The organism is Bradyrhizobium sp. ERR14, from assembly GCF_014198235.1.
Classification (GTDB): Bacteria; Pseudomonadota; Alphaproteobacteria; order Rhizobiales; family Xanthobacteraceae; genus Bradyrhizobium.
On sequence record NZ_JACIHD010000021.1, the window covers coordinates 69,851 to 91,606 of the forward strand.

Consider the following 21,756-nt stretch of genomic DNA (forward strand, 5'->3'; position numbering starts at 1 on the left):
ATCAGTTCTTCAGGAGATCGCCGAACGGCACCCAGCGCGTGCCGTCGAAACGAATCAGCTGGAGGCTCGTCATCGGCGTAAAGCGCTCGGGCGAGTTGTTCACCGCGGTGCCGTTGATCAGCATCGGCAGCTTCACGTCCTTCATGGTCGTCGCCTGCTTCATCACGTTGGTTCGGGTGAGATCGTTGCCGGAGGCCTTCAGCACCGTCACCAACGTCTGCGCGATGGTGTAGCCGTAGACGTTGAGCCAGTCGCTTTTGTTGGCGTCCGGCATGTACTTGTCCATGAAGGCGAGCCACTCCCGGTAGCCGGCGTCATCCTTGTTGGCGGGATCGGTTGCGTCCTTCAGGTACTGGCTGGAGATGAGGCCGGTGGAATTGTCCTTGCCGGCCGGCTCCAGCACGCCGCTGATCGAGGCCGAGACGTTGGAGATGATGGTGACCGGCTTCCAGCCGATCTCGCCGATCTTGCGGATCGCCTGGGCCGCGAATTTCGGCGTCGCCGCGACCAGCACCACGTCGGCGCCGGCGGTTTTCAACTGCAGAATCTGTGTGTCCACGGTCGGCGCAGAGGTCTCGTAAGCGGCGCGCGCTACAATGGCCTCGCCGCTGCCAAGGCCTTCCTCCAGCGCCTTCAGGTAATCCTTGCCGAGGTCGTCGTTCTGGTAGAGCACGCCGATCTTCGCATTGGCGTGGCTTGCCTTGATGTACCGGGCGTAGGCGATCGCCTCATCGCGATAGGTCGGCTGCCAGCCGACCGTCCATGGAAAGTTCTTGGGATCGTCCCACTTCGCGGCGCCCGAGCCCAGAAAGAGCTGAGGCACCTTGCGGTCGTTGAGATATTTGTGCACGGCGCCGTTGGTCGGCGTGCCGACGCCGCCGAAGATCAGCAGCACCTCTTCGCTCTCGACCAAGCGCCGGGTCTGCTCCACCGTCTTCGGCGGGCTATAAGCATCGTCGGCGATGATCATCTGGATGCGCCGGCCGTTGACGCCGCCGTCGTCGTTCACCTTGCGGAAATAGGCTTCAGCCGATTTCGCGATCTGCGCGAAGGCCGACACCGGGCCGCTCAGCGGCGCGGTGGTGCCGATCTTGATCGTCTTGTCGTCGGCGCCGGGATCGTATTTGCTTTGGGCAGAGGCGGCGCTGCTTGCGAGCAGCGGCAACAGGATGCAGGCCGCTCGAAGGCGGGCAAAGCGCGCCATGAAATCGTCTCCCCAAAATTGCTCTCCGCCTCTTGAGGAGCGGAGTTGAAACGCGAGAACAGCGCCCGCAAGCGGGCTTGCGGGCCGCGACCGTTCTCGCCACACTGGCAAACGAACGATCGTTCGTATGGTTGACTAGCGAACGATCGTTCGTTAGTCAAGCCGACATGGCTGTCCACACCTCCAGCGCGGCGGAAGCGGCTGCGCCCACGACCCGTGAGCGCATCCTCACCGAAGCGCTCGACCTGTTCGCCCAGAGCGGCTATGGCGGCGCCTCGATGCGGGAGCTCGCGCGCCGCGTCGGCATCCGCGAGAGCAGCCTCTACAATCATTTCCCCGGCAAGGCCGCGATCCTGGAGGCGATCGTCAGCGAGCATGGTCCGGCAAGCTCGGCGAGCCGGCTGGAGGAGCCGCGCTACAAGCAGCTCGCGCGCCAGCCCGCCGCGTTCTGCCGGCAGTTTGCGCTCGACCTCGTCGAGCAATGGTCCGATCCGCGCGAGCACCAGTTCCAGAAGGTGATCACGGCTGAGCGTAACCGCGTGCCCGGTATCCGCGCCAAATTCGCCGATCATTTCTACGCGCGCGAGCAGAGCATGATGACGGATTATTTCCGCGGCTTTGCGCTCGCCGGCCTCGTCAAGACGCCGGACCCGCGCGAGACCGCGCGGCTGTTCGCGGCCGGCCTGATCTACATCCGCCTCGAGCACTACGTGATGGGCGCAACGCCTTCGCCGCGGCCCAAGGTGATCGAAGCGATCGACCGCTATCTCGCCTTCTTCCTGTCGCTGATCGCGGCAGGCGCTGATACCGACAACAAGAAACGGAAACCCAAGGGAGAGAACCGTGGCAAGGCTGCCCCTGATTGATCCGGAGACGACGAGCGGCGACATCCGCGCCTCGTTCGACCGCATGCCGGTCAAGCTCAACATCTTCCGCATGATGGCCCATGCCGAGGCCAACATGATCCCGGCGATGCGGCTCGGCAATTCGATCCTGCACAAGCAGAAGCTCTCGGCCGTCAACCGCGAGCTCCTGATCCTCCAGGCCGCTCAGCTCGAGGGCGGCGCCTATGAATGGCGCCAGCACGTGCCGATCGCGCTCGGGGTCGGCTGCACGCAAGGGCAGGTCGATGCCGTCGAGCGCGCAGATTATGACGCCGCCGCGCTGAGCGAGGCCGAGCGTGCGCTGCTCAAGTTTGGCCGCGAGGTGGTCGAGAACGTCCGCGTGCCCGAGGCGACCTTCGCCGCTGCTCGCGCGCATTTCAGCGACCAGGAGATCGTGGAATCCATCGTCGCGCTCGGCTTCTACATGATGATGGCGCGCCTGACCGAGGCGACCGAAACCGATCTCGATCCCGCGGCCGGGATGACGGTCTATGACGGCGGCAAGAGGCCGGGTGGTTGAGATGGCGGAAACCGACAGCAGGCCGGAGCGCTATGTCCGGCCGCCGAGTGCGGAGTCGCTTGGCGAAGCGCCGGGCAGGGGGCGGTTGAAAGGACGCCGCATCCTGATCGTCGGAGGTGGCCAGCGCGTATTCGATGCCTCAACCGACCCGATCGGCAATGGCCGCGCCATGAGCATTTTGTGCGCACGCGAGGGCGCGAGGGTCGCGGTGGCCGACCTCAACCATGCCTCCGCGCAGCAGACCGTCAAGCACATCACCGATGAAGGCGGCGAGGGCTTTGCCATCGTGGCCGACGTGACGTCCGAGGCTGACGTCCAGCGCATGATCGAGGAAGCCCATCGGGCCATGGGCGGCCTTGATGGCATGGTTCTGAACATCGGCACCTTCGGCAAGACCGGCCTCGATAACGTCAGCCCCGAGGAGTGGAACAGGATCTACGACGTCAATGTCCGCGGTCCCATGCTGTGCTGCCGCGCCGCGCTGCCGCGATTCGACAATGGCGGCTCGGTCGTCTTCATCTCCTCGATCGCCGCCTTGAAGGCTGGATCGCAGATGGCGGTGTACGATTCCTCCAAGGCCGCACTCGGCGGCCTGATGCGCAACATCGCCCATCTGGGATCGCGCCGCGGCATCCGCGCCAACCTCGTCTATCCCGGTCTGGTCGATACCCCGAACGGTCGCGAAGCCGGCGCCGGCCGCCCCAACCGCGGCAAGGGCCACGTCCCGTTCGGCCGCCAGGCCACGGCCTGGGAGATCGCTTATGCGGTGCTGTTCTTCCTGTCGGACGAAAGCGTCTACGTCACCGCGCAGACACTCGCAGTGGATAGCGGTCTCAGTGGAATGTGAGGTCTGCCATTCGGGCTACTGCTGACCACACCCTTTGACGTCATCCTGGGGCGCTCACCTTGCGATGCGAGAGCATCGCAGGGTGAGCCTCGAAGGATGGGCCACGGGCGCTTGCGGCCCATCCTTCGAGGCGCGCAAGGGCGCGCACCTCAGGATGACGGCGATGCATGTGGAGACACAAAATCGGGTATCTACTGCGGCTGCGATCGCGCGCGACAAAGCAAATGATCGAGCGAAATGTTCCCCGGCCCGTGAGCCATGATGCCGAGCGCCATCGCCGCCCAGGTGAGGTGGATCGGCCAGCCATCGGGCACCGTGAGCTCGACGACGACAGTCATGAACAACAGCCCGAGCGCGGCCAGCCGGGTGCCCAGCCCGAGCACCAGCAGGATCGGAAGCAGGATCTCGCCGGAGCCCGACAGGAATGCCATCACGGTCGGTGCCGGGAAGTGATAGGGCCCGCCCGGCAGATGCAGCATGAATTCGTCGCTGAACAGAGTCACGGCGCTGTCGTTCAGCCTGAGGAAGCCGCCCCATTTGAGCATGCCCGAGCGCCAGAACGGCACCGCCAGCGCGAGGCGCAGCACGAGCTGGACGAGCGAAGGCGTCGCAAGCGTCTGGATCAGACGATTGGCCCTGTCGACGAGCAGCCAGGGCGAGGGCAGTCCGCTTTCGGTGGTCATGCGTTGGTCCGTGATCATGATGGGTCTCCGCAAGCGAGCGAGATGAAGGCGCCGGCTTCGATCAGCCCGGCGATGTTCGCGGCGATGTCGAATTCGGGCGCAGCCTCCAGCGCCGCCGCCGCGGCCTCGCCGAGCGATAGCCCCGAGATCAGGTTACTCGCGAAGACCGCGCCGCCGGGCGGAAGGCGGCGCACCGTGACGTCGAATGCCGGTCGCGTGATCAGGGCGTCCTCCGGCGTCGAGGCATCGATGCGCAGAAGCGGTGCACCGTCGCGGTTGGCAGCAAAGATCGTGACGGCTGCGTATCGCGAGCGCAGGCATCGGGCAGCCGGGTGAGCAACGAACACCAGCTCTGCCAATCGGCCAGGCGTCACCGCCGACAGCCGGTCCGCCGGCAGCGGGGCGGCATCGTGCGCATGGTAGCAGTCGAGCCAGGCCCGCTCGATGCGCGCGACGTCGGCGAGAAAGGGCATATCTTGCGCATGCTCATAGGCTGCGATGAACTCCGGAAAGTCGCGGCCATACTCGAACAGCAGCGGCGAGGTCGGCGGATTGCTGCGAACATGGAAGCGTGCCATGGCGCGGAAGAACTCGGCGCCGGTGATGCGCTGCACCGCCGGATAAATCGCGGCCAGCGCGTCGATCAGGCTGACGGTGACGTTGTTGCGGTAGACATCGTAGCGCCGGCCGGCGGCCTTGCCGTTCGGGCCGGTCAGGATCGCAGGCGTGCTGCGTGCCGGATCCAGCAGCGCCGGCGCGAAGGCAGCAGCAAAGGACAGACCGGGTTCAGGCAGCATGACGCTCTCCTGCCATTGCTGTGGATTGATGACGGTCGAGGATCGCCTGTGCGGCAAGGGCTTCCGCTTGCAGCACCGGCCAGTCCGGAATCTTGCTGTCCCATTCGACCAGCGTCGGCACTGCGCCGCGGCGCCGGATGACGATCTCATAGAGCTTCCAGACGGCGTCCGCGACCGGGCCGTCATGGCTGTCGATCAACAGCAGCTCGCCTTCGTCGTCGGCCTGCTCGGCATGGCCCGCAAGATGAATTTCCTGGACGTGCGACAGCGGGAAATTTGCGAGGTAGTCGAGCGCCGAATAGCCCAGATTGGTGGCGGAGACGAACACGTTGTTGACGTCGAGCAGCAGGGCGCAGCCGGTGCGCTCGGCAATGGCGCGGATGAAGTCAGTCTCGCGCATCGTGGATTCGCGGAAGGCGACATAGGTCGACGGATTTTCCAGCAGCAGCGGTCGCCGGATCGCCTCCTGCACCTGGTCGATATGGTCGCAGACGCAAGCCAGCGACGCCTCGGTATAGGGCAGCGGCAGCAGATCGTTGAAGAAGCTGGTCTCATGGGTCGACCACGCCAGATGCTCGGACACCAGCGCCGGCTGATAGCGCGCGACGAGGCTACGGAAGCGTGCCAGATGCGTCTTGTCGAGCCGCCGCGGTCCGCCGATCGACATGCAGACGCCATGCAGCGACAGAGGATGGTCGCGGCGGATCGCTTCCAGGGCGCGATGCGGCGGACCGCCATCGCCCATGTAGTTCTCGGCGTGAACTTCGAAGAAGCCACGCCGAGGTCCCGCCTCGAGGATATCAGGCAGATGCTCGGGCTTGAAGCTCGTCCCGGCAACGCCGCCGATGGGCGTTGCGAAGCGGAGCGGCATGGCTGCTGGTCGGGTCGGCTGGATCACCGTGCTCATCGTGCTGCTCCGTTCGTGCTTGTTGGCGACGTCGCGGCGGCGGTCAGACCGGCTTGAGCGAGCCCTTCTTGCCGCCCGGCAGCTCGATGCTGGTGCAGGTGCCGCCCTGCACGAACTTCCAGGCGTTGCCCTGGAAATCGATGGTCGAGGTGCCCTGGCAGGTCGTGCCCGGTCCTGCCGCACAATCGTTCTGGCCCTTCAGCGCAACGCCGAAGCACTTTTCCTTCTTGGCGGCGACGGCAGCCTCGCCCTCGGCCTTGGTCAGCGGGCCGGCGGCGGCGAGGGTCGCGAGCGCGGTCGAGACGGCGCCGGCGAGGACGAGCGAGGTGACGGCATGTTTGGCAGACATCGAGATTCTCCTGTTCGAGATGGCATCGCCTGGCAGGCGACGCGCGCATGGTCTCCTTCGTTGCGCGCGCAGCCCGCGTTACGGCGAGACTGCTCACGAACCCGTGAGACCGATGGGATCGGGCGCACCGCCGGTGCGCTTGGGCCGGCATTAGCGGGCAAGCGTCCCTTGAAGGCCAATGCTTAGGGTCTATCGAGACGGTAGCCACCGGGCATTGGCGGCGCGCGTCCATTTCCTGCCAGACGTAACGGGCGGGCGCCGGCGGCGTAGAGCAATGTCAGTGGCTCGTATGGACCGGCAGGCGAAGACAGCGATGAAGGTTGATCCCGAACGACGGCTTCATGCGATCGCTGGGCTGACGGTCAGCATCCGTCTTGCGGTGTCCGCGCTGGTCCTGGCCGCGATCCTGCTGACGGCCGCGCTCTCCAGCCTGCTCTGGTGGCGAACGGCGGAGGCGACCAGCCGACAGCTCGCCGCGACCATCAACGAGCAGATCGTTGCGGCGGTGCGCAAGGAGGTCTCGGCCATCGTCGACGAGGCCCGCGCCGCGCATACCGCGATCCGAACGCTGTTCCTGCAGAACGTGCTCGACACCCGCGAGGCCGACAAGCGGGAATTCGTGTTCCTGTCGCAATTGCAGTCGCAGGCGACGATTTCCTGGGTCGCCTTCGGCTGGCCCGACGGCTCCTTCTTCGCCGCGCACAAGCTCGGCGATCGCCGCCTGGAGATGATGGAGATCTCGCTGACCGATCATCCGGGCCAGCGCCGCGTCGACGAATATGACGTGGTGCCCGGCGATATCGAATTCGCCAATCGCCGGTTCGAGCCCAGCGGATTCCACGTCGCCGATCAGACCTGGTTCAAGGCGGGGCTGACCGCGGACGAGCCGCAATGGTTCAGGGTGATGGACCACCCGACCGGCGAGCGGCCGTCGATCGCGTTCGCGGGGCCGATCGACGTCTATCAGGAGCGGCAGGGCGTTCTGGCCGTCATCATCGAATATACCAGGCTTGCGCGTTTCCTGTCGCAGCTCGAGGTCGGGCGCACGGGAACTGCCTTCATCGTCGATGGAAGCGGCGAGCTCGTCGCGGCGCCGGACAAGGAGGCCGACGAACTCCATCCGGCGCGCGGCAACACGACGCTGCTGCCGCTGGCGCGCGCTGCGCTCGACAAGGCGGGCGAGGACGGCCGCAAGGAGGCCTGGCGAAGCCAGCTCACCTCCGGCGGCGCGGCCTACGAGGTTGCGCTGACGCCGCTGCCGTTTCCCGGCTGGTCGCTCGCCACCGTGATTCCGGAGGCCGAATTTCTCGGGCCGGTCGAGACGACGTTGCACCGCCTGATCCTCGGCCTCGCAATCGGCGCCGTGCTCGCGGCGCTGGCCTCGGCGATGCTGGCGCGGTCCGTCATCGCCGCGCCGCTATCGCGTGTCGTCGGCGAGCTTCGCCACGTCGAGGCTTTCGCGCTGGAGCAGGTCCGCCGCCACCCGTCACGACTCAAGGAGATCGCGAGTCTGTCGGGTGCGATCGCCGAGATGGCGTCCGGCCTCTCCGCGTTCCGCAAATTCATCCCGGCCGATCTGGTCCGCGGCCTGCTGCGCCAGGGCGTCGAAGCGCGGCCCGGCGGCAGCGTCCAGGAGCTCAGCGTGATGTTCATCGACATTGCCGGCTTCACCGGGCTGTCCGAGCGGCTGGGCGATCGCGTGGTGCCGCTGCTGTCGCGCTATCTCGACGTCACCTCGGAGATCATCGTCGCCAATGGCGGCACCATCGACAAGTTCATCGGCGATGCCGTGATGGCGTTCTGGGGTGCGCCGCAGCCGCAACGCGACCACGCCGCGCGATGCTGCCGCGCGGCGCTCGCTTGTCGCAGGGCGATCGAAGCATCGGGCCTCGCCGACGATCTCGGCCAGCCGCTCCAGATCCGGATCGGCATTAATTCGGGCCGCATGCTGGTCGGCAATATCGGCTCGGAGTTGCGGCTGAACTACACCGTGATCGGCGATGCCGTGAATGTCGCCAGCCGGCTCGAAGGCGCCAACAAATCCTATGGCACGCAGATTCTGATCGGCGAGGCGACCGAACGCCTGGCGCGCGGCGCCGTCATCACGCGCGAGGTCGACAGCATCGCGGTCTACGGACGGGAGGAGGGACTTTCCGTCCACGAACTGGTCGGGATCGCGGACGAAGACGCCATCGACGGAGAGGCGATCGGCTGGATCGGGGATTACGAGCGCGGCCTTGCCTGCTATCGCGCGCGGCGGTTTGCCGATGCGCTCGCCGATTTCGAGGCCGTGCTGAAACGGCGCGGCCATGATCGTCCCGCCGAGCTGATGCGCGACCGCTGCAAGCAGCTCGCATCGGCCGCGCCCGACCCCGCCTGGCGGGCCGTGGCGACACTGGCGTCGAAATAGCGGCGTCCGAGTCCGGGACATCTGGCGTTCTAATCGCGTTTGTCCGCGCATCTCGCATCAGGCTCTTGAGCCCGCCGGGCGTCTATAGTAGGAACTGCGTGGGTCTGCAGTTCACCCAGGCGTCACCGTCCCGCGAGGGAAGCTAAACCTGCAAGGCTCAATCGCACCGACACCAACCTCGTGCCGCGTCGTAAGCCGGTGACCTCCGACAATCCTACCCGGATCGGCGCATCGAGGATTGGTCATGACCAGAACTCCCATTGCCTTTGTCGCGGGCGACATCTCCGCGCTCGCGAAATCCGTACGTGCCCAGCTGCTGCAACGGACGTCGCCGCCCGGTCACGTCGAGCTGCTCAACATTCTTGCGCGTGCGACGGGACACAGGAACTATCAGCATTTCCGCGCGCGTGCGGTCGGCACTGCCGTGGATGACCGCGGCACGCCCGCACCACAAGTCGATGCGGTCGATCTGAAGCGCGTGCAACGCGCGGCGCGCCATTTCGACGACCACGGCAGGCTGTTGCGCTGGCCGGCCCGCCACAGCCTGCAGCAGCTGAGTCTCTGGGTGCTGTGGGCCGGCTTTCCGCCGCGGAGCAGTCTGGCCGAGGCGGAAGTGAAGACGCTGCTGAACCGTCAGCACGCTTTCGCCGATGATGCCTTGCTTCGCCGCGCGCTGTGCGATCACGGCATGGTCTCACGAACGGCCGACGGGCGCGCGTATCGCCGGATCGAGCGTCGGCCGCCGACGGAGGCGGCAGCGCTTTTGCGTCATCTCAAGGCCAGCGCACCCGGGCGAGCGGAAGCCGCAACATGACCGCAATTTCGGACGCATTGCCGGCCGCCGGGCGAACGCGCTTCCCTGCATCGCCATCGCATCGAGGACCGCCATGAAGGCAACACTGCTCAGATCTGAAGACTACACCCGCTCGCCCTGGAAGAACGGCGGCGGCATCTTCACCGATATCGCGGATGAACATCGCGCTGACGCAGCGGTGAAGGATTGGAGCAGCATGCTCTGGCGTTTTGCGAGCACGCCGATCGTGGCGCCCGGTCCCTTCTCCCATATGCCGGGCATCGACCGCTTGCAGATGGTGGTCGGTGGGCGCGGGCTGGTGCTCAAGGCTCCGGGCCAGGAATTCGACGAGCGTGAACCTTTTACGACCGTGCGCTTCACCGGCGAGCTCGAGATCGTGACGGAGCTTCACGCCGGGCCGGTCGAGGTCGTCAACCTGATGGCGCGGCGCGGCGTCGTGGAGATCGAGCTTGAAGCGCTCAGGGAAGCCGGCGATCGACCGTTGCATGCCGGCACGCATCTGGTTTACGCACCGCACGGCGATTGCCGCATCCGCCTCGATGGTGAGGATTTTGCCATCCCCGGCAACGGCACGCTCAGGATCGAAATGACCGAGACATCGAGGCTCGCGCTCGTTTCGGGTCTGGTGGTGCTGGGGTCGATCCGGATCGCCGTCTAAGGGGCGACGGCCCCGACCGGCCGATGTGTACAATCCATGCAACTGGCTAGGTTGACGCGGCGGAGTCGGGGCACGATATCTGCCCTGATGCAGACCGCCGTGAAGGGCAGGATATGACCGCGCAAGACAACCACGCCACGCAGGCCGACGGTGTCGTCGACTGGCTGACCAACGGCACGCGCGACGAGCGCTTCATCGACAATATCTTCGCCGACATGTGCATCCGTCTGCAGCAGGCGGGCATTCCGCTGAAGCGGTCGACGCTCCATGTCCTGATCCACCATCCGCAATGGCTTGGCGCCCGGTTCATGTGGTCCGACGGCATGCGCGAGGCGGAGATCGCGCGGGTGGATTATGACGTCCGCGAGCGGTCCGAATTCATTGGCAGTCCCGCCAACGAAATGCAGGACGGCGCCAGCGAGGTGCGCGAGAATCTCGAGCGCGATCCCTCGCTCGGCCGCAAGCACGCCCTCTACGACGAGATGCGCGAAAAGGGCCTGACCGACTATGTAGCCTGGCCGCTCTACCACACGCTCGGCAAGCGGCATCTCATCACCTTCGCGACCGACCGTCCCGGCGGCTTCGAGGATTCGCATATTGCCGCGCTCAAGAAGCTGCTGCCGGTGCTGGCGCTGGTCAGCGAGATCCGCATCAAGAACCGGTTGGCGCGTACGCTGCTGGAGACCTATGTCGGCTCCCATGCCGGCCAGTTGATCCTCGCCGGTGCCACCAGGCGCGGCAGCGGCACGACCGTGCGCGCCGCGATCATGATCTGCGACCTCAGGGATTTCACCAAGATCTCCGACAATTGGCCGCGCGACGACGTCATCGATCTGCTCAACGACTATTTCGACGCGATGTCCGAGCCGATCGCGCGGCACGGCGGCGAGATCCTGAAGTTCATCGGCGACGGCCTGCTCGCCATCTTCCCGCTTCATGAGCCCGATGCCTGCGCGAACCTGCTCCACGCCGTGACCGAAGCCCGTCAGGCGATGACGGCGCTGAACGAGCGGAACAACGCGACCAGCCGCGCGCCGCTGAACTACGGCATCGGCGTCCATGTCGGCGATGTCATGTACGGCAATATCGGCTCAACCAGCCGGCTCGACTTCACCGTGATCGGCCCCGCCGTCAACATGGCCTCCCGCCTCGAAGCCCTCACCAAGCAGCTCGGTCGAACGGTGCTGCTGTCACGCGACTTTGCGGAGCTGGTGGAGGAGAAGTTCGAGCTGGAGCACGTCGGCAAGCACGAGGTCCGCGGCTTCAGCGATCCGATCGAGCTGTTCGCGTATCACGGGTAGGCGACTGCCTCACCCAGGACGAATTGCCAGCGGCGCATCTATTTGCGGTTCGCTCCGGTGGAGCCCGAGTTCGGCATCGCCTGCTGGCCGCCCTGGGTTTGCTTTGGGTCGTTGTCACCCGGCCGCGTCGTTGTCGATTTGGCCGGTGCGCTGGCGCCGCCGCTATTGTTGTCCGATGAGGTGTTGAGGCCCGAAGCTCCTGCTCCGGTCGTGCCGCCCGTCCCGGTCGAATTGATGCTCGACCCGGTCCTGGAGGTACCCGCGCCGCCTTGCGCGTACGCGGAGGGAGGCGATGCGAGAGCCGCAACGAGCCCTGCGAGAACAAGCACTTTCATGTCCGCTCCTCTTGCTTCGGTCAAGCAGCCCCGGCTCTCGGTCCAGGGGCGGAGGTCGAGCCGAGGCCGCCATTCGCCGGAATTGTCGGACCCCGGTGCAGGCCAATGCTCAGGACCGCGCGGTCGTTCCAATCTGGGACGGCACGCCCGTCACGCCTACGCGGACCAACGATCCTGCTCTTCCTGGTGCGCGTGCTCGTTCAGACGTTCGGCGATCTGGTCCGCAATCTTGTCCGACTCCGCCGAGGCGACGGGCTCGCCCTTGCGTGTCCTGAGCTTGTCCTTGTCGGCCTCGATCGGGAAGTCGTCAGGCTTCAGTCCATCATCCTTGCCCATGGCGCGCCTCACTGCATCTCATGTCGGAAGAACACGTCTGGAGGCTGATCGTTGCTTGGACAAGAGAATCTTCCGACCGACGAATGGACGGGCGGCTCGCGTTTGGGCGTTGTCAGCATGATCCCGATGTCAGGCGCCGCCGGCAGCCCTGGCAAGCCCCTATTGCCGATGCAGGATTGTACGAATAGGCTTCCGCCCCGAAGACGCCCAAAGGGTCTTTCAAATCGGCCGCACGTTCATGCCCAAATTCCTTCGCATCGGAGTCCTGCAGTCCAACGTATCCGGCTACACGTCGAAGGCGTGGTGCGTTCGGCGCGTCGGCTCGGCGGTGTTCCTGAAGTGGGGTGCCGTGGAGGTGCAGGGCGCCGGCGATGGGCGAAGGGTCTACTGGACGCGACTGCCGCAGGAGAAGACAGTTCGCTGCGGCACGACGCAGCGCGCCCAGGACTACGCCAAAGCGGCTATCGCCCGGCGCCGCAGCCACCGCTACGAACCGCTGGCCGGGCCGATAGCGCTCCGGCCCCGATCCGGCGAGCGGAGCGCGGAGCTCAAGCAGGCACTCGCCACCATCCTGATCGTCGATATCGTCCGCTCCACCGAAAAGGCGGCAAAGCTCGGCGATGCCCGGTGGACCAAGGTCATGGGCCACTATTACGCGGCCGTGCGCAAGGAGCTGAAGAGTACGCGTGGCAAGGAAGTGGTGACGACCGGCGACGGCGTGCTGGCGACATTCAAGGCGCCGGCTTCCGGCGTCCGTTGCGCGACTGCGATCCAGAAGGCCGTGCGCACGCTGGGGCTCGACATCAGGGTCGGGCTGCATGCGGGCGAGTACAGTGTGAGCGGAGGCGAGATGGTCGGTCTCGCGTTTCACATCGGCACGCGCGTCGCCGCCAAAGCGCGCGCCGGCGAAGTCCTGGTCTCGAGCGCGGTCAAGGACCTGATGGCGCAGTCGGAGATCCGGTTCCGCGATCACGGCGTGCATCAGCTCAAGGGCGTGCCGGAGCGGTGGCGGCTGTTTCGGGTGGAGGATTGAGGGGATTGCGGCCTATCCGTTCGGATCGGTCCGGTCGCATCTCGGGCATCGCCCGTCCGCGGCGGCGGCGAGTTGGTGGCCGATCTCTTCCCTGAGAGCGTCCGCCTCGAAGGCCGTGCCGTCGCTCCTGAGGATTCGCTTGGCGCGTTCGTAGGCATGGCTCTCGGCGGCGTCGTCGCCGACGCGGACGATCACCTCATCGTGGAAAGGGCAGATCGTGGTCGCACGGGTGGTTTCGAGCGCGTAGCGCACCACTGCGGTCAGATCATCGATGTTGGCGGATATCATGGCTGCTCTCCTGATCGTGGCGGTCCCGATGGAGGCCCGTGTCCGGCGGAGGTCGTACCGTACGGCCGTGTTGGTCGGGTCAGGCGACAAGGACGACGTCAATCAGCGTCGGCTTCCTTGAAGCGCCGAGGCCGATTGCGTGTTCTGTTCAGGGCTGCGCCATCTCAACCCGCGGTTCTTGCTCTGGTTCCATCGAAGCCGCTCGTCCGGAGCCGGCTCCCTGGTCGCGGTCGGTCGGTGCCCGTCTTGCGAAGCGGTGCCCGGAGTGCCTAGGAGTCCGGGCTCCGCTTCGTTCGGCACCGGAGCAGGAGCGCGCCCGATGTCATGCAGAGCATAGGCGTGGGCAGACCGTTCGCCTTGACCCATCTCAAACACTGGGAAGGCCCCTAAGGAATCATCCGCAATTTCGCCGGCCGCGTTTCGGGCGCACCAATAAGGACATGCAGCGCCAGATCCTCTTCAGGTGCCCGCGCACCGGCATGAACGTCCAGCATCGGATCGATGACGCGCGGCCCGAGAGCTTCGAGCCGGCGGACAGCTATGTGTCCGTGAGGTGCCCGGCCTGCATGTCGCTGCACTTCGTCAACAGCACGACCGGCAAGCTGCTGGGCGAGCGAAGCGCGCAGCCCGTCCCGATGCCGCGTTCCGCCTGAACGGTCCCCGTCGATCGTGCTGCGACGTGGCGGGTGGGCAACCGTCAATGGATCGCGGCGTACATGGGCGGGCGCCGAGCGCCGGTGATGACGTTCGGCGGCAACCAAGCCCGGCAGGCGGCCAGCCCGCGTGTTCTATTTCTCGACCGCCCCCGACCAGTCCTTGAAGCCGCCGACGTTATAGACCTTCTCGTAGCCCATATCCTTCAGCACCTTGCCCGCCAGCGCCGACCGGCCGCCGGACGCGCAGTAGAGAATGACGGACTTGCTCTTGTCGAACGCCTTGTCGTGATAGGGCGACTCCGGGTCCGCGCGAAACTCCAGCATCCCGCGCGAGACGTGCACGGCCCCCGCGATCTTGCCGCTGGCCGCAACCTCCGGCGCATCGCGAACGTCGACGACCAGCGTGTTGCCGTTCTTGATCATGTCAGTGGCCTGTTCCGACGTGATCTTGGGCACCGCCGCGTTGGCGGCTTCGAGCATTTGCTTGACGCTGGTTGGCATGTTTTGTCTCCGTTGGTGGCCTCGCGGGGAGGATAGCACATTGGCCGCGCTTCGCCTCCTTCTGTTGGAGGAGCATGCCCTGCTTGATCATGCGCTCATTCCGCGCCCAATATCGCGCGAGCCAGCTCCGACGGGTTCTCGACAGCCGAGAAGTGGCCTGTATTCCTCAGCGTCACCATCTGCGCGTTGGGAATGAGAGACCGTGTGCGCTCGCGCTCGTCGGGCCGGGACCAATCGCTGTCGCCATAGATGAGCGTCACCGGCGCCGAGATCTGCCAATAATAGTCGCGGGCCTGGCTCCAGGATCGCCATCCCGCCAACACCTTGCGTGCGGCCCGCTTGTATCCCGCGCGATGGGCCACCTTGTCGAACTCGGCGAGCAGATCGGCCGGCAGCTTGCGCGGGTCGTGATATCCGCCGCCCATGATCTTGCCGAGAACGATCTTGTTTTCGAGTGACGCGTTGATCGCGCCGAGCACCGGCACTTGCAGGCTTCCGATGATGAAGTTCGCGAGCCAGTTGCCACGTCGAAGTCCGTCGCCATAGCGGGTCTCGTAATCGTAAGGATTGATTGCAAAGACCCGCTTCACCCTCTGCGGAAGTGACGCCGCCACCGTGAGAGCCAATGCGCCCCCGATCGACTCGCCGACGAGCGTTACATCCGAGAGGTCTAGCTCCTCGATGAAGCGTATGACTGCCTGCCTGAAATAGGGCTCGTTGAAGCTTGCGTCCGGATCGATCGGTGAGTGTCCGTGGCCGGGCAGATCGATGGCGTATACCGTGTGCGATCCTGCGAGCAGAGGCGCAAGGCTGCGGAAATACTCGAGCTGCGTCCGGATCGTATGGATGAGGAGTAGCGGAGGCCCGCTGCCGGTCTTGTGAAAACGCACACTGAGCCTCTCCGATAATTTGAGCAAGCTCGGCCCGGCTTCGCTCACGTCAAGCATCCGGTCTCTCCATGTTTCGAGGGGGCCGTCGTTCAAGCCGCGGCGGCTTCACGGACCAGCGCGGCTGCGGCATCGAGAAGGGCCCGTGCGAGGTCTGTGTCGTTGACCGCGCGCGCCAGCGTCACGGCGCCGACCATCGTCGCGAGAATGGCCATGGCCTTGTCTCTCGACCCCTTGTCGCCGTCCTTGGCGATGAAGCGGCCGAGCACGTCGAGATGGGCCTTGATGCCCGCTTCGAACTCGGCCTTGACGTCGGGGCCCTGCCGGGCGGCATCCGAGCCGAGGGCCACGATCGGACAGCCTTCCATTCTCTCTTCGCGATGATCTGCGCTGAGATAGAATCCGATCACTGCGCTGAGCGGATCGTCAGGATTGCGTGCGGCCGCGTCCGACCATCGGGTGGAAGCGCTCTCCAACGCTCGCTTGGAGGCCTCGACCGCCAAGTCCTCCTTGGACGCGAACTGCTTGTAGAAGGCGCCCTGGGTGAGCCCGGCCCCTTCCATCAGATCCTTGAGCCCAATGCCGTCAAAGCCGCGCTCCCTGAAGAGGCGACTTGCCACATTGATCACGGTTTGGCGGTTCTCCGCGGCTTGAACGCGACTGACGCGCATCATGCTCCTCCATTTGGATTTCAGTCGAAATCTATGCCAAATATAGATTTCGAACGACATCTATCAAGTTGCCCTCGGACGACGCGGTGGTTTCCTGAGATCACGTTTCCGTCAGGACGCAAATTTAGATTGCGATCGAGCTCTAAGTCAATATAGAGTTCGAACGAAATCTAAATTCCAGAGGAGACCGTCATGAAGAGGGGAATTGCCGTGTTGGCCGGTATTTTGGTCCCGGCGGGGGTGGCCACGTTCGTCAGTCTTGGCATTTTCGCCCCCAACGCCTCTGCCGTGAGCGACCCGAGACAGGAGCCGCCGATGGTCAGCCTGGCGACGGCCACGCGGGTGAGCGGATCCGACCGCGGGTTCACGGGCACCGTCGGCGCGCGGGTGGAGAGCAATCTCGGCTTTCGCGTCGCCGGCAAGATCGTCGAGCGGCTGGTGAATGTCGGTGAGCAGGTCAAGGCCGGGCAGCCGCTGATGCGGATCGACGAGACCGACCTCCGCCTTGCGCTTGCGGCAAAGCGCAACGCTGTGGCCGCAGCGCGCGCAGTCGTCGTGCAGACCGATGCGGATGAGCGTCGATACGCCAACTTGGTCAACGACGGATGGACGTCCAAGCAGCGCTACGAGCAGGCGAAGGCCGCCTCGGATACAGCCAAGGCGCAGCTCGCGGCGGCCGAAGCCGAGGCCGGGGTCGCGGAAAATCAGGCGACCTATTCCGTGCTGGTGGCAGACGCGGACGGTACGGTCACGCAAACGCTTGGCGAGCCGGGCCAGGTGGTCTCGGCCGGCCAGACGGTCGTTCGGCTTGCGCAGTCCGGGCCTCGCGAAGCCGTGGTGGCGCTTCCCGAAACGATCCGGCCGGCGATCGGCTCGCTCGCCGAGGCCAGCCTGTATGGCAGCGATGGACGCCGTTACGCGGCGCATCTGCGCCAATTGTCGAACTCTGCTGACGCGCAGACCCGGACTTACGAGGCCCGCTACGTGCTCGGCGGCGAGGCGGCAGCAGCACCACTCGGCGCGACAGTCACCATTCGGCTCGCAAGCCAGGACAGTCAGTCGGAAGTCCAGGTGCCGCTCGGCGCCGTGCTCGATGATGGCAGGACCACCGGCGTCTGGGTGTTCGACAGCGCCAGCTCGACCGTACACTTTCGCCCCATCAAGCTTCTGCGCGTGACCAGCGAAGCGGCAATCATCTCTGGATCGAGCTCCAGTGATCCGATTGTGTCCCTCGGCGCGCACCTCCTGCACGAGGGCGCCCGCGTCAGGACCGTCACCGACGGCGGGAGCAAATCATGAGCTTTAATCTTTCCGCGGTCGCCGTTCGCGAGCGGGCCGTGAGCCTGTTCTTCATCATGCTGCTGGCGGCCGCAGGCGCCTACGCCTTCTTCATGCTCGGACGGGCCGAGGACCCGTCCTTCACCATCAAGACGCTCACGGTTACCACGGTATGGCCCGGTGCGACGGCACGCGAGATGCAGGACCAGGTCGCCGAACCCCTGGAGAAGCGGATTCAGGAGCTGACCTGGTACGACCGGGTGGAGACGACGACGCGGCGGGGTTATGCCTACATGACGGTGACGCTGAAGGACAGCACGCCGCCATCGAGCGTGCAGGAAGAGTTTTATCAGGCGCGCAAGAAACTCGGAGATGAAGCGCGCAAGCTGCCCGCCGGCGTGCTCGGCCCCTTCGTCAACGACGAATATTCGGACGTGAGCTTCGCACTCTATGCCCTCAAGGCGAAGGGCATGCCGATGCGTGAGCTCGCCAGGAAGGCGGAGGTGATCCGCCAGGACCTGCTGCACGTGCCCGGCGTCAAGAAGATCAATATCTTCGGCGAACGTCCCGAGCAGATCTTCGTGGAGTTTTCCTATCCCAAGCTGGCAACGCTCGGCGTGTCGGCACAGGATATCGTTGCCGCCTTGCAGCGGCAGAATACGGTGACCCCGGCGGGTTCGATCGACACAAGCGGGCCACAGGTCTTCATCCGGGTCGACGGCGGTTATGACAGCGTGCAGGCGATCGCCGACACGCCGATCGTTGCGGCGGGACGAACCTTGAAGCTGTCGGACATCGCCGAGGTCCGTCGCGGCTACGAGGATCCTCCCACCTACATCATCCGGCACCAGGGTGAGCCCACGATCATGCTCGCGGCGGTGATGCAGGAGGGCTGGAACGGTCTGGCGCTCGGCAAGGCGTTGGAAGAGAGGTCCGCGGCCATGGCGCGGACGCTGCCGCTCGGGATGACGCTCGACAAGGTGACCGACCAGGCCGTGAACATCACCTCCGCGGTCGACGAGTTCATGATCAAATTCGCAATGGCGCTCGCGGTGGTGCTGCTGGTCAGCCTGCTCAGCCTCGGCTGGCGCGTGGGAATCGTCGTGGCTGCAGCGGTCCCTCTGACGCTGGCCGTCGTGTTCCTCATCATGCTGGAGACGGGCCGGTTCTTCGACCGCATCACGCTCGGCGCCCTCATCCTCGCGCTTGGCCTGCTCGTGGACGACGCCATCATCGCCATCGAGGTGATGGTGGTGAAAATGGAAGAGGGCATGGACCGCCTCAGTGCGGCGGCCTACGCATGGAGCCACACCGCGGCGCCGATGCTCTCGGGCACACTGGTGACGATCGCGGGATTCCTGCCGGTTGGTTTCGCGCGCTCGACGGCCGGCGAATATGCCGGCAACATCTTCTGGGTCGTGGGGTTCGCTCTCATCGTCTCCTGGATCGTTGCGGTGATCTTCACGCCTTATCTTGGCGTCAAGATGCTGCCCGCGATCAAGCCCATCGAGGGTGGCCACCACGCGATCTACGACACGCCGAACTACCGGCGTTTGCGGCGGCTCATCACCTTCGCCGTGCGCCACAAGTTTCTGACCTGCAGCCTCGTCGTGATCGCTTTTGCGCTGTCCGGCCTCGGCATGGGCGCGGTCAAGCAGCAGTTTTTCCCGACGTCGGATCGCCCCGAGGTTCTCGTGGAGGTTCGCCTGCCGGAAGGCACCAGCATCGAGACGACGACCGCCGCCGTCGAGAAGCTCGAACGCTGGCTGCATGATCAGCCCGAGGCGAAGATCGTCACCAGCTATGTCGGTCAGGGCGCGCCGCGCTTCTTCTTTGCGATGGCGCCGGAGCTCCCCGATCCGGCCTTTGCCAAGATCGTCGTGCTGACGCCTGACGCCGAGGCGCGCGAGGCTTTGAAGCAGCGCCTCCGGAGCGCGGTCTCACACGGCCTTGCCCGGGAAGCGCGTGTGCGCGTTACCCAGCTCGTCTTCGGACCCTACACGTCGTTCCCGGTGGAGTTTCGGGTGATGGGCCCCGATCCCGCGAAATTGTATGCGCTCTCTGAAAAAGCCGTCGAGGTCATGCGTGGCGTTCCCGACGTGCGACAAGCCAATCGCGATTGGGGCAATCGCACACCCGTGCTCCGCTTCATTCCAGATCAGGATCGGCTGAACCTCATCGGCCTCTCGCCGGCGGAAGTCGGGCGGCAGCTCCAGTTCCTCCTGACCGGCATCGCCGTCACGCAGGTCCGCGAGGACATTCGCAATGTCCCGATCGTGGCGCGCAGCGCCGGCGGCGAGCGGCTGGATCCGGCGCGGCTGGCCGACTTTTCACTGACGAGCCGGGACGGCCGTCTGATCCCGCTCGACCAGATCGGCCATTCGGAAGTCCAGCTCGAAGAGCCGATCCTGAAGCGCCGCGATCGCACGCCGGTCATCACGATTCGTTCGGACATCAACGAGGCGACCCAGCCTCCCGAGGTCGCCAAGGACATCATGAAAGCGCTTCAGCCGCTGATCGCATCGCTTCCGGCCGGCTATCGCATCGAGACCGGCGGCTCGATCGAGGAGGCGACGAAGGCCAATGACGCGCTGGCGACCATCTTTCCCGCCATGATCGCCGCAACGCTGATCGTCATCATGCTTCAGGTCAGATCATTCTCGATGATGGCCCTCGTCATGCTGACCGCACCGCTCGGTCTCGTCGGCGTCGTGCCTGCGTTGCTGATCTTCAACCAGCCGTTCGGATTCAACGCGATCCTGGGACTGATCGGACTGGCCGGGATCCTGATGCGCAATACCCTGATCCTGACCGAACAGATCAAGGAGAACCGCGCGGCAGGCCTCGACGACTACCACGCCGTCATCGAAGCCACGGTGCAACGCACGCGGCCCGTGATCCTGACCGCACTTGCCGCCGTGCTGGCGTTCATCCCCCTCACACACTCCGTCTTCTGGGGATCGATGGCCTATACCTTGATCGGCGGCACGGCAGTCGGCACGGTGCTGATCCTGCTCTTCCTGCCTGCGCTCTATGCCGCGTGGTTCCGGATCAAGCCGACTGCGGATGAGATCCCCGAGAGCTCGACGGACAAACCGGAGTTGCGAACGGCAATGGCTGCCGAGTAGGCGATCTGATCAGCTCGCGAGGAGCCTGGCGTCTTCCGATCGCAGCAAGAGGGCTTCGATCCGAACGGTGTCTCGAACGCTCAAGCGGCGTAACGCAGCGCCGCCTTCGCCCTCAGGGCTTCGGCGCGGCAGCCCCGCGGAACACAGTGGCCGTCTCAATTAGTCTCTGCGGAGACCCCACGCTCTAACCCCTTCTGGCACGTCTAGATTTTGCAAGTTGGGGCGTCACTAACCTGCCTTCGGTTCAGTAGCACGCAGCCATCAATCCAAGTGGTGGGTACTGCCGATCGATTGCCACTAGCTCATCCCGCATCTGTACGATGATCCAATCCCGGATCTCAGCAGCGATCGGGCGCATCGGCCGGTTGCGCGGCGGCAGGAATTCGCACACGCGGCGCGTGGTGGTCAGGCGGTCGGATGCCGGCACAAGCGCGCCGGTGAGCAGCCAGTGCGAGGCGACCGTCAACCATCCGAGCGCGATGCCCTGGCCGAGCAGGGCGGCCTGCACCACGACGGCATAATCGGTGAAGCTCAGCGCCTTGGCCGCGCCGCGGCGTCCGGTGAGGAGCGATGCGTAATCCGCGGCCCAGTCGCCCGGCGTCTCGGCGAGGCGGATGATGGTATTGCCCTCTGTGGGATCGGTCTCGCCGAGATAGCCGGGGCTGCACATCGGCAGCATGACCTCCTTCATGATCAGCGTGCCGCCGGACGACGGCTCGTCGCGGTCGCGAAAGCGCATGCCAAGGTCGACATTCTCCACCGGCCCGCGCAACGCGCCGGAGATGAGCTGGAAGCGCAGATCGACCTGCGGAAACTGCTTCTGCAGCTTGTCGATGCGCGGCATCAGCCAGTGCGTGGTGAAGGCGGAGGACACCGACAGCGTCACCGTTTCGGTGCCCTTGCGGCGGCGCTCGATCTCGACGAGGCCGGTCTCGATGCTGCGAAAGCCTTCGAGCACGCGGCGATACAGAAGCTCGCCTTCCTCGGTGAGCACCGCGCGGCCCGCCTTGCGATCGAACAGGCGGACGCCGAGATGCTCCTCGAACTGGCCGAGCATGCGGCTCACCGCGGGTTGCGTGACGTTCAATTCAGCGGCTGCGGCCGTGAAGCTGCCGTTGCGCGCCGCTGCGTCGAAGACGAAGAGGGCGTTGCTGGAGGGCAGCATCCGGCGTAGCTCGGGCATAACGCTATGTTATGAGCCGGGTGAGAATTTGGCAATTGCCGAGTTTTGCCAAGTCTGTTGTCATTGACATGACAGCCTAAAGACAG

23 protein-coding genes are annotated in these 21,756 nt (G+C 65.3%); 11 read left to right on the plus strand and 12 right to left on the minus strand.

Features of this window, described 5'->3' with window-relative positions:
- Window position 1: 1 nt before the first annotated feature.
- The gene (locus tag GGD62_RS34045; protein WP_183712576.1) at window positions 2-1,204 is read right to left on the minus strand and encodes an ABC transporter substrate-binding protein; all 1,203 of its coding nucleotides are present in this window, start codon (window positions 1,202-1,204) and stop codon (window positions 2-4) included.
- Between the two features lie 167 nt (window positions 1,205-1,371).
- Here GGD62_RS34045 and GGD62_RS34050 point away from each other — a divergent pair, with 167 nt between their 5' ends.
- From GGD62_RS34050 to GGD62_RS34060, 3 genes are read left to right on the plus strand one after another with little or no spacing between them, the layout of a single operon-like run.
- A complete protein-coding gene (locus GGD62_RS34050) occupies window positions 1,372-2,070 on the plus strand; it encodes a TetR/AcrR family transcriptional regulator (RefSeq protein ID WP_183237091.1) in 699 nt (232 codons plus the stop codon).
- Window positions 2,048-2,608 (plus strand): carboxymuconolactone decarboxylase family protein, encoded by a 561-nt coding sequence (locus GGD62_RS34055; protein WP_183712579.1) that lies wholly within the window; start codon window positions 2,048-2,050, stop codon window positions 2,606-2,608. Before GGD62_RS34050 ends, GGD62_RS34055 begins: the two co-directional genes overlap by 23 nt.
- Window position 2,609: 1 nt before the next feature.
- A complete protein-coding gene (locus GGD62_RS34060) occupies window positions 2,610-3,455 on the plus strand; it encodes an SDR family NAD(P)-dependent oxidoreductase (protein WP_183712582.1) in 846 nt (281 codons plus the stop codon).
- 191 nt (window positions 3,456-3,646) lie between these two features.
- Here the strand turns inward: GGD62_RS34060 and GGD62_RS34065 are convergent, their stop codons facing one another.
- The 4 genes from GGD62_RS34065 to GGD62_RS34080 are packed head-to-tail and all read right to left on the minus strand — an operon-like array spanning window position 3,647 to window position 6,191.
- The gene (locus GGD62_RS34065; protein ID WP_183237088.1) at window positions 3,647-4,156 is read right to left on the minus strand and encodes a DoxX family protein; all 510 of its coding nucleotides are present in this window, start codon (window positions 4,154-4,156) and stop codon (window positions 3,647-3,649) included.
- The gene (locus tag GGD62_RS34070) at window positions 4,153-4,935 is read right to left on the minus strand and encodes a DNA-binding domain-containing protein (RefSeq protein WP_183712585.1); all 783 of its coding nucleotides are present in this window, start codon (window positions 4,933-4,935) and stop codon (window positions 4,153-4,155) included. The genes GGD62_RS34065 and GGD62_RS34070 overlap by 4 nt, the downstream gene beginning before the upstream one ends.
- Window positions 4,925-5,842, minus strand: a complete 918-nt coding sequence (locus tag GGD62_RS34075) for a DUF692 domain-containing protein (protein ID WP_183712588.1) — start codon at window positions 5,840-5,842, stop codon at window positions 4,925-4,927. The genes GGD62_RS34070 and GGD62_RS34075 overlap by 11 nt, the downstream gene beginning before the upstream one ends.
- Window positions 5,843-5,885: 43 nt before the next feature.
- On the minus strand, window positions 5,886-6,191 hold the full coding sequence (locus GGD62_RS34080) for a DUF2282 domain-containing protein (protein WP_092253843.1): 306 nt from the start codon (window positions 6,189-6,191) through the stop codon (window positions 5,886-5,888).
- 313 nt (window positions 6,192-6,504) lie between these two features.
- On the opposite strand from GGD62_RS34080, the gene GGD62_RS34085 reads away from it, so the two are divergent.
- From GGD62_RS34085 to GGD62_RS34100, 4 genes are all read left to right on the plus strand, one after another.
- Window positions 6,505-8,601, plus strand: coding sequence for an adenylate/guanylate cyclase domain-containing protein (locus GGD62_RS34085; RefSeq protein ID WP_183712705.1), 2,097 nt, complete (start codon window positions 6,505-6,507; stop codon window positions 8,599-8,601).
- A gap of 244 nt (window positions 8,602-8,845) precedes the next feature.
- A complete protein-coding gene (locus GGD62_RS34090) occupies window positions 8,846-9,415 on the plus strand; it encodes a DUF2087 domain-containing protein (protein ID WP_092253839.1) in 570 nt (189 codons plus the stop codon).
- Between the two features lie 73 nt (window positions 9,416-9,488).
- On the plus strand, window positions 9,489-10,073 hold the full coding sequence (locus GGD62_RS34095; protein ID WP_183712591.1) for a HutD family protein: 585 nt from the start codon (window positions 9,489-9,491) through the stop codon (window positions 10,071-10,073).
- Window positions 10,074-10,186: 113 nt separating this feature from the next.
- On the plus strand, window positions 10,187-11,374 hold the full coding sequence (locus tag GGD62_RS34100; protein ID WP_092253835.1) for an adenylate/guanylate cyclase domain-containing protein: 1,188 nt from the start codon (window positions 10,187-10,189) through the stop codon (window positions 11,372-11,374).
- A 38-nt stretch (window positions 11,375-11,412) separates the two neighbouring features.
- On the opposite strand, the gene GGD62_RS34105 is transcribed toward GGD62_RS34100, so the two are convergent.
- Window positions 11,413-11,709, minus strand: a complete 297-nt coding sequence (locus GGD62_RS34105) for a hypothetical protein (protein ID WP_183712594.1) — start codon at window positions 11,707-11,709, stop codon at window positions 11,413-11,415.
- 156 nt (window positions 11,710-11,865) lie between these two features.
- Complete coding sequence (locus GGD62_RS34110) at window positions 11,866-12,045, minus strand: hypothetical protein (protein ID WP_018316987.1); 180 nt, start codon at window positions 12,043-12,045, stop codon at window positions 11,866-11,868.
- 238 nt (window positions 12,046-12,283) lie between these two features.
- On the opposite strand from GGD62_RS34110, the gene GGD62_RS34115 reads away from it, so the two are divergent.
- On the plus strand, window positions 12,284-13,078 hold the full coding sequence (locus GGD62_RS34115) for an adenylate/guanylate cyclase domain-containing protein (RefSeq protein ID WP_018316988.1): 795 nt from the start codon (window positions 12,284-12,286) through the stop codon (window positions 13,076-13,078).
- Window positions 13,079-13,090: 12 nt separating this feature from the next.
- Here the strand turns inward: GGD62_RS34115 and GGD62_RS34120 are convergent, their stop codons facing one another.
- On the minus strand, window positions 13,091-13,366 hold the full coding sequence (locus GGD62_RS34120) for a hypothetical protein (RefSeq protein WP_018316989.1): 276 nt from the start codon (window positions 13,364-13,366) through the stop codon (window positions 13,091-13,093).
- A gap of 440 nt (window positions 13,367-13,806) precedes the next feature.
- Between GGD62_RS34120 and GGD62_RS34125 the strand changes: the two genes are divergently transcribed.
- Window positions 13,807-14,019, plus strand: a complete 213-nt coding sequence (locus GGD62_RS34125; protein ID WP_183712597.1) for a hypothetical protein — start codon at window positions 13,807-13,809, stop codon at window positions 14,017-14,019.
- A gap of 135 nt (window positions 14,020-14,154) precedes the next feature.
- On the opposite strand, the gene GGD62_RS34130 is transcribed toward GGD62_RS34125, so the two are convergent.
- The 3 genes from GGD62_RS34130 to GGD62_RS34140 form a co-directional block, all read right to left on the minus strand.
- Window positions 14,155-14,523 carry a rhodanese-like domain-containing protein gene (locus GGD62_RS34130; RefSeq protein WP_091956283.1) on the minus strand — a complete coding sequence of 123 codons (369 nt, stop codon included), beginning with the start codon at window positions 14,521-14,523 and terminating at the stop codon, window positions 14,155-14,157.
- 95 nt (window positions 14,524-14,618) lie between these two features.
- The gene (locus GGD62_RS34135) at window positions 14,619-15,470 is read right to left on the minus strand and encodes an alpha/beta fold hydrolase (RefSeq protein ID WP_183712707.1); all 852 of its coding nucleotides are present in this window, start codon (window positions 15,468-15,470) and stop codon (window positions 14,619-14,621) included.
- A gap of 32 nt (window positions 15,471-15,502) precedes the next feature.
- The gene (locus GGD62_RS34140) at window positions 15,503-16,081 is read right to left on the minus strand and encodes a TetR/AcrR family transcriptional regulator (protein ID WP_183712709.1); all 579 of its coding nucleotides are present in this window, start codon (window positions 16,079-16,081) and stop codon (window positions 15,503-15,505) included.
- A 192-nt stretch (window positions 16,082-16,273) separates the two neighbouring features.
- On the opposite strand from GGD62_RS34140, the gene GGD62_RS34145 reads away from it, so the two are divergent.
- The gene (locus tag GGD62_RS34145) at window positions 16,274-17,380 is read left to right on the plus strand and encodes an efflux RND transporter periplasmic adaptor subunit (RefSeq protein ID WP_183712600.1); all 1,107 of its coding nucleotides are present in this window, start codon (window positions 16,274-16,276) and stop codon (window positions 17,378-17,380) included.
- Window positions 17,377-20,487 (plus strand): efflux RND transporter permease subunit, encoded by a 3,111-nt coding sequence (locus GGD62_RS34150; RefSeq protein WP_183712603.1) that lies wholly within the window; start codon window positions 17,377-17,379, stop codon window positions 20,485-20,487. Before GGD62_RS34145 ends, GGD62_RS34150 begins: the two co-directional genes overlap by 4 nt.
- Window positions 20,488-20,731: 244 nt before the next feature.
- Here GGD62_RS34150 and GGD62_RS34155 read toward each other — a convergent pair whose 3' ends face one another.
- A complete protein-coding gene (locus GGD62_RS34155) occupies window positions 20,732-21,670 on the minus strand; it encodes a LysR family transcriptional regulator (protein ID WP_183712606.1) in 939 nt (312 codons plus the stop codon).
- Between the last annotated feature and the right edge of the window lie 86 nt (window positions 21,671-21,756).

What these genes read in the sequence shown, in the direction of transcription:
- GGD62_RS34045 (WP_183712576.1), bottom strand. Translation starts at nt 1,204, where the DNA reads ATGGCGCGCTTTGCCCGCCTTCGAGCGGCCTGCATCCTGTTGCCGCTG.
- GGD62_RS34050 (WP_183237091.1), top strand. Translation starts at nt 1,372, where the DNA reads ATGGCTGTCCACACCTCCAGCGCGGCGGAAGCGGCTGCGCCCACGACC.
- GGD62_RS34060 (WP_183712582.1), top strand. Translation starts at nt 2,610, where the DNA reads ATGGCGGAAACCGACAGCAGGCCGGAGCGCTATGTCCGGCCGCCGAGT.
- GGD62_RS34065 (WP_183237088.1), bottom strand. Translation starts at nt 4,156, where the DNA reads ATGATCACGGACCAACGCATGACCACCGAAAGCGGACTGCCCTCGCCC.
- GGD62_RS34070 (WP_183712585.1), bottom strand. Translation starts at nt 4,935, where the DNA reads ATGCTGCCTGAACCCGGTCTGTCCTTTGCTGCTGCCTTCGCGCCGGCG.
- GGD62_RS34075 (WP_183712588.1), bottom strand. Translation starts at nt 5,842, where the DNA reads ATGAGCACGGTGATCCAGCCGACCCGACCAGCAGCCATGCCGCTCCGC.
- GGD62_RS34080 (WP_092253843.1), bottom strand. Translation starts at nt 6,191, where the DNA reads ATGTCTGCCAAACATGCCGTCACCTCGCTCGTCCTCGCCGGCGCCGTC.
- GGD62_RS34085 (WP_183712705.1), top strand. Translation starts at nt 6,505, where the DNA reads ATGAAGGTTGATCCCGAACGACGGCTTCATGCGATCGCTGGGCTGACG.
- GGD62_RS34090 (WP_092253839.1), top strand. Translation starts at nt 8,846, where the DNA reads ATGACCAGAACTCCCATTGCCTTTGTCGCGGGCGACATCTCCGCGCTC.
- GGD62_RS34095 (WP_183712591.1), top strand. Translation starts at nt 9,489, where the DNA reads ATGAAGGCAACACTGCTCAGATCTGAAGACTACACCCGCTCGCCCTGG.
- GGD62_RS34100 (WP_092253835.1), top strand. Translation starts at nt 10,187, where the DNA reads ATGACCGCGCAAGACAACCACGCCACGCAGGCCGACGGTGTCGTCGAC.
- GGD62_RS34105 (WP_183712594.1), bottom strand. Translation starts at nt 11,709, where the DNA reads ATGAAAGTGCTTGTTCTCGCAGGGCTCGTTGCGGCTCTCGCATCGCCT.
- GGD62_RS34110 (WP_018316987.1), bottom strand. Translation starts at nt 12,045, where the DNA reads ATGGGCAAGGATGATGGACTGAAGCCTGACGACTTCCCGATCGAGGCC.
- GGD62_RS34115 (WP_018316988.1), top strand. Translation starts at nt 12,284, where the DNA reads ATGCCCAAATTCCTTCGCATCGGAGTCCTGCAGTCCAACGTATCCGGC.
- GGD62_RS34120 (WP_018316989.1), bottom strand. Translation starts at nt 13,366, where the DNA reads ATGATATCCGCCAACATCGATGATCTGACCGCAGTGGTGCGCTACGCG.
- GGD62_RS34125 (WP_183712597.1), top strand. Translation starts at nt 13,807, where the DNA reads ATGCAGCGCCAGATCCTCTTCAGGTGCCCGCGCACCGGCATGAACGTC.
- GGD62_RS34130 (WP_091956283.1), bottom strand. Translation starts at nt 14,523, where the DNA reads ATGCCAACCAGCGTCAAGCAAATGCTCGAAGCCGCCAACGCGGCGGTG.
- GGD62_RS34135 (WP_183712707.1), bottom strand. Translation starts at nt 15,470, where the DNA reads ATGCTTGACGTGAGCGAAGCCGGGCCGAGCTTGCTCAAATTATCGGAG.
- GGD62_RS34140 (WP_183712709.1), bottom strand. Translation starts at nt 16,081, where the DNA reads ATGCGCGTCAGTCGCGTTCAAGCCGCGGAGAACCGCCAAACCGTGATC.
- GGD62_RS34145 (WP_183712600.1), top strand. Translation starts at nt 16,274, where the DNA reads ATGAAGAGGGGAATTGCCGTGTTGGCCGGTATTTTGGTCCCGGCGGGG.
- GGD62_RS34150 (WP_183712603.1), top strand. Translation starts at nt 17,377, where the DNA reads ATGAGCTTTAATCTTTCCGCGGTCGCCGTTCGCGAGCGGGCCGTGAGC.
- GGD62_RS34155 (WP_183712606.1), bottom strand. Translation starts at nt 21,670, where the DNA reads ATGCCCGAGCTACGCCGGATGCTGCCCTCCAGCAACGCCCTCTTCGTC.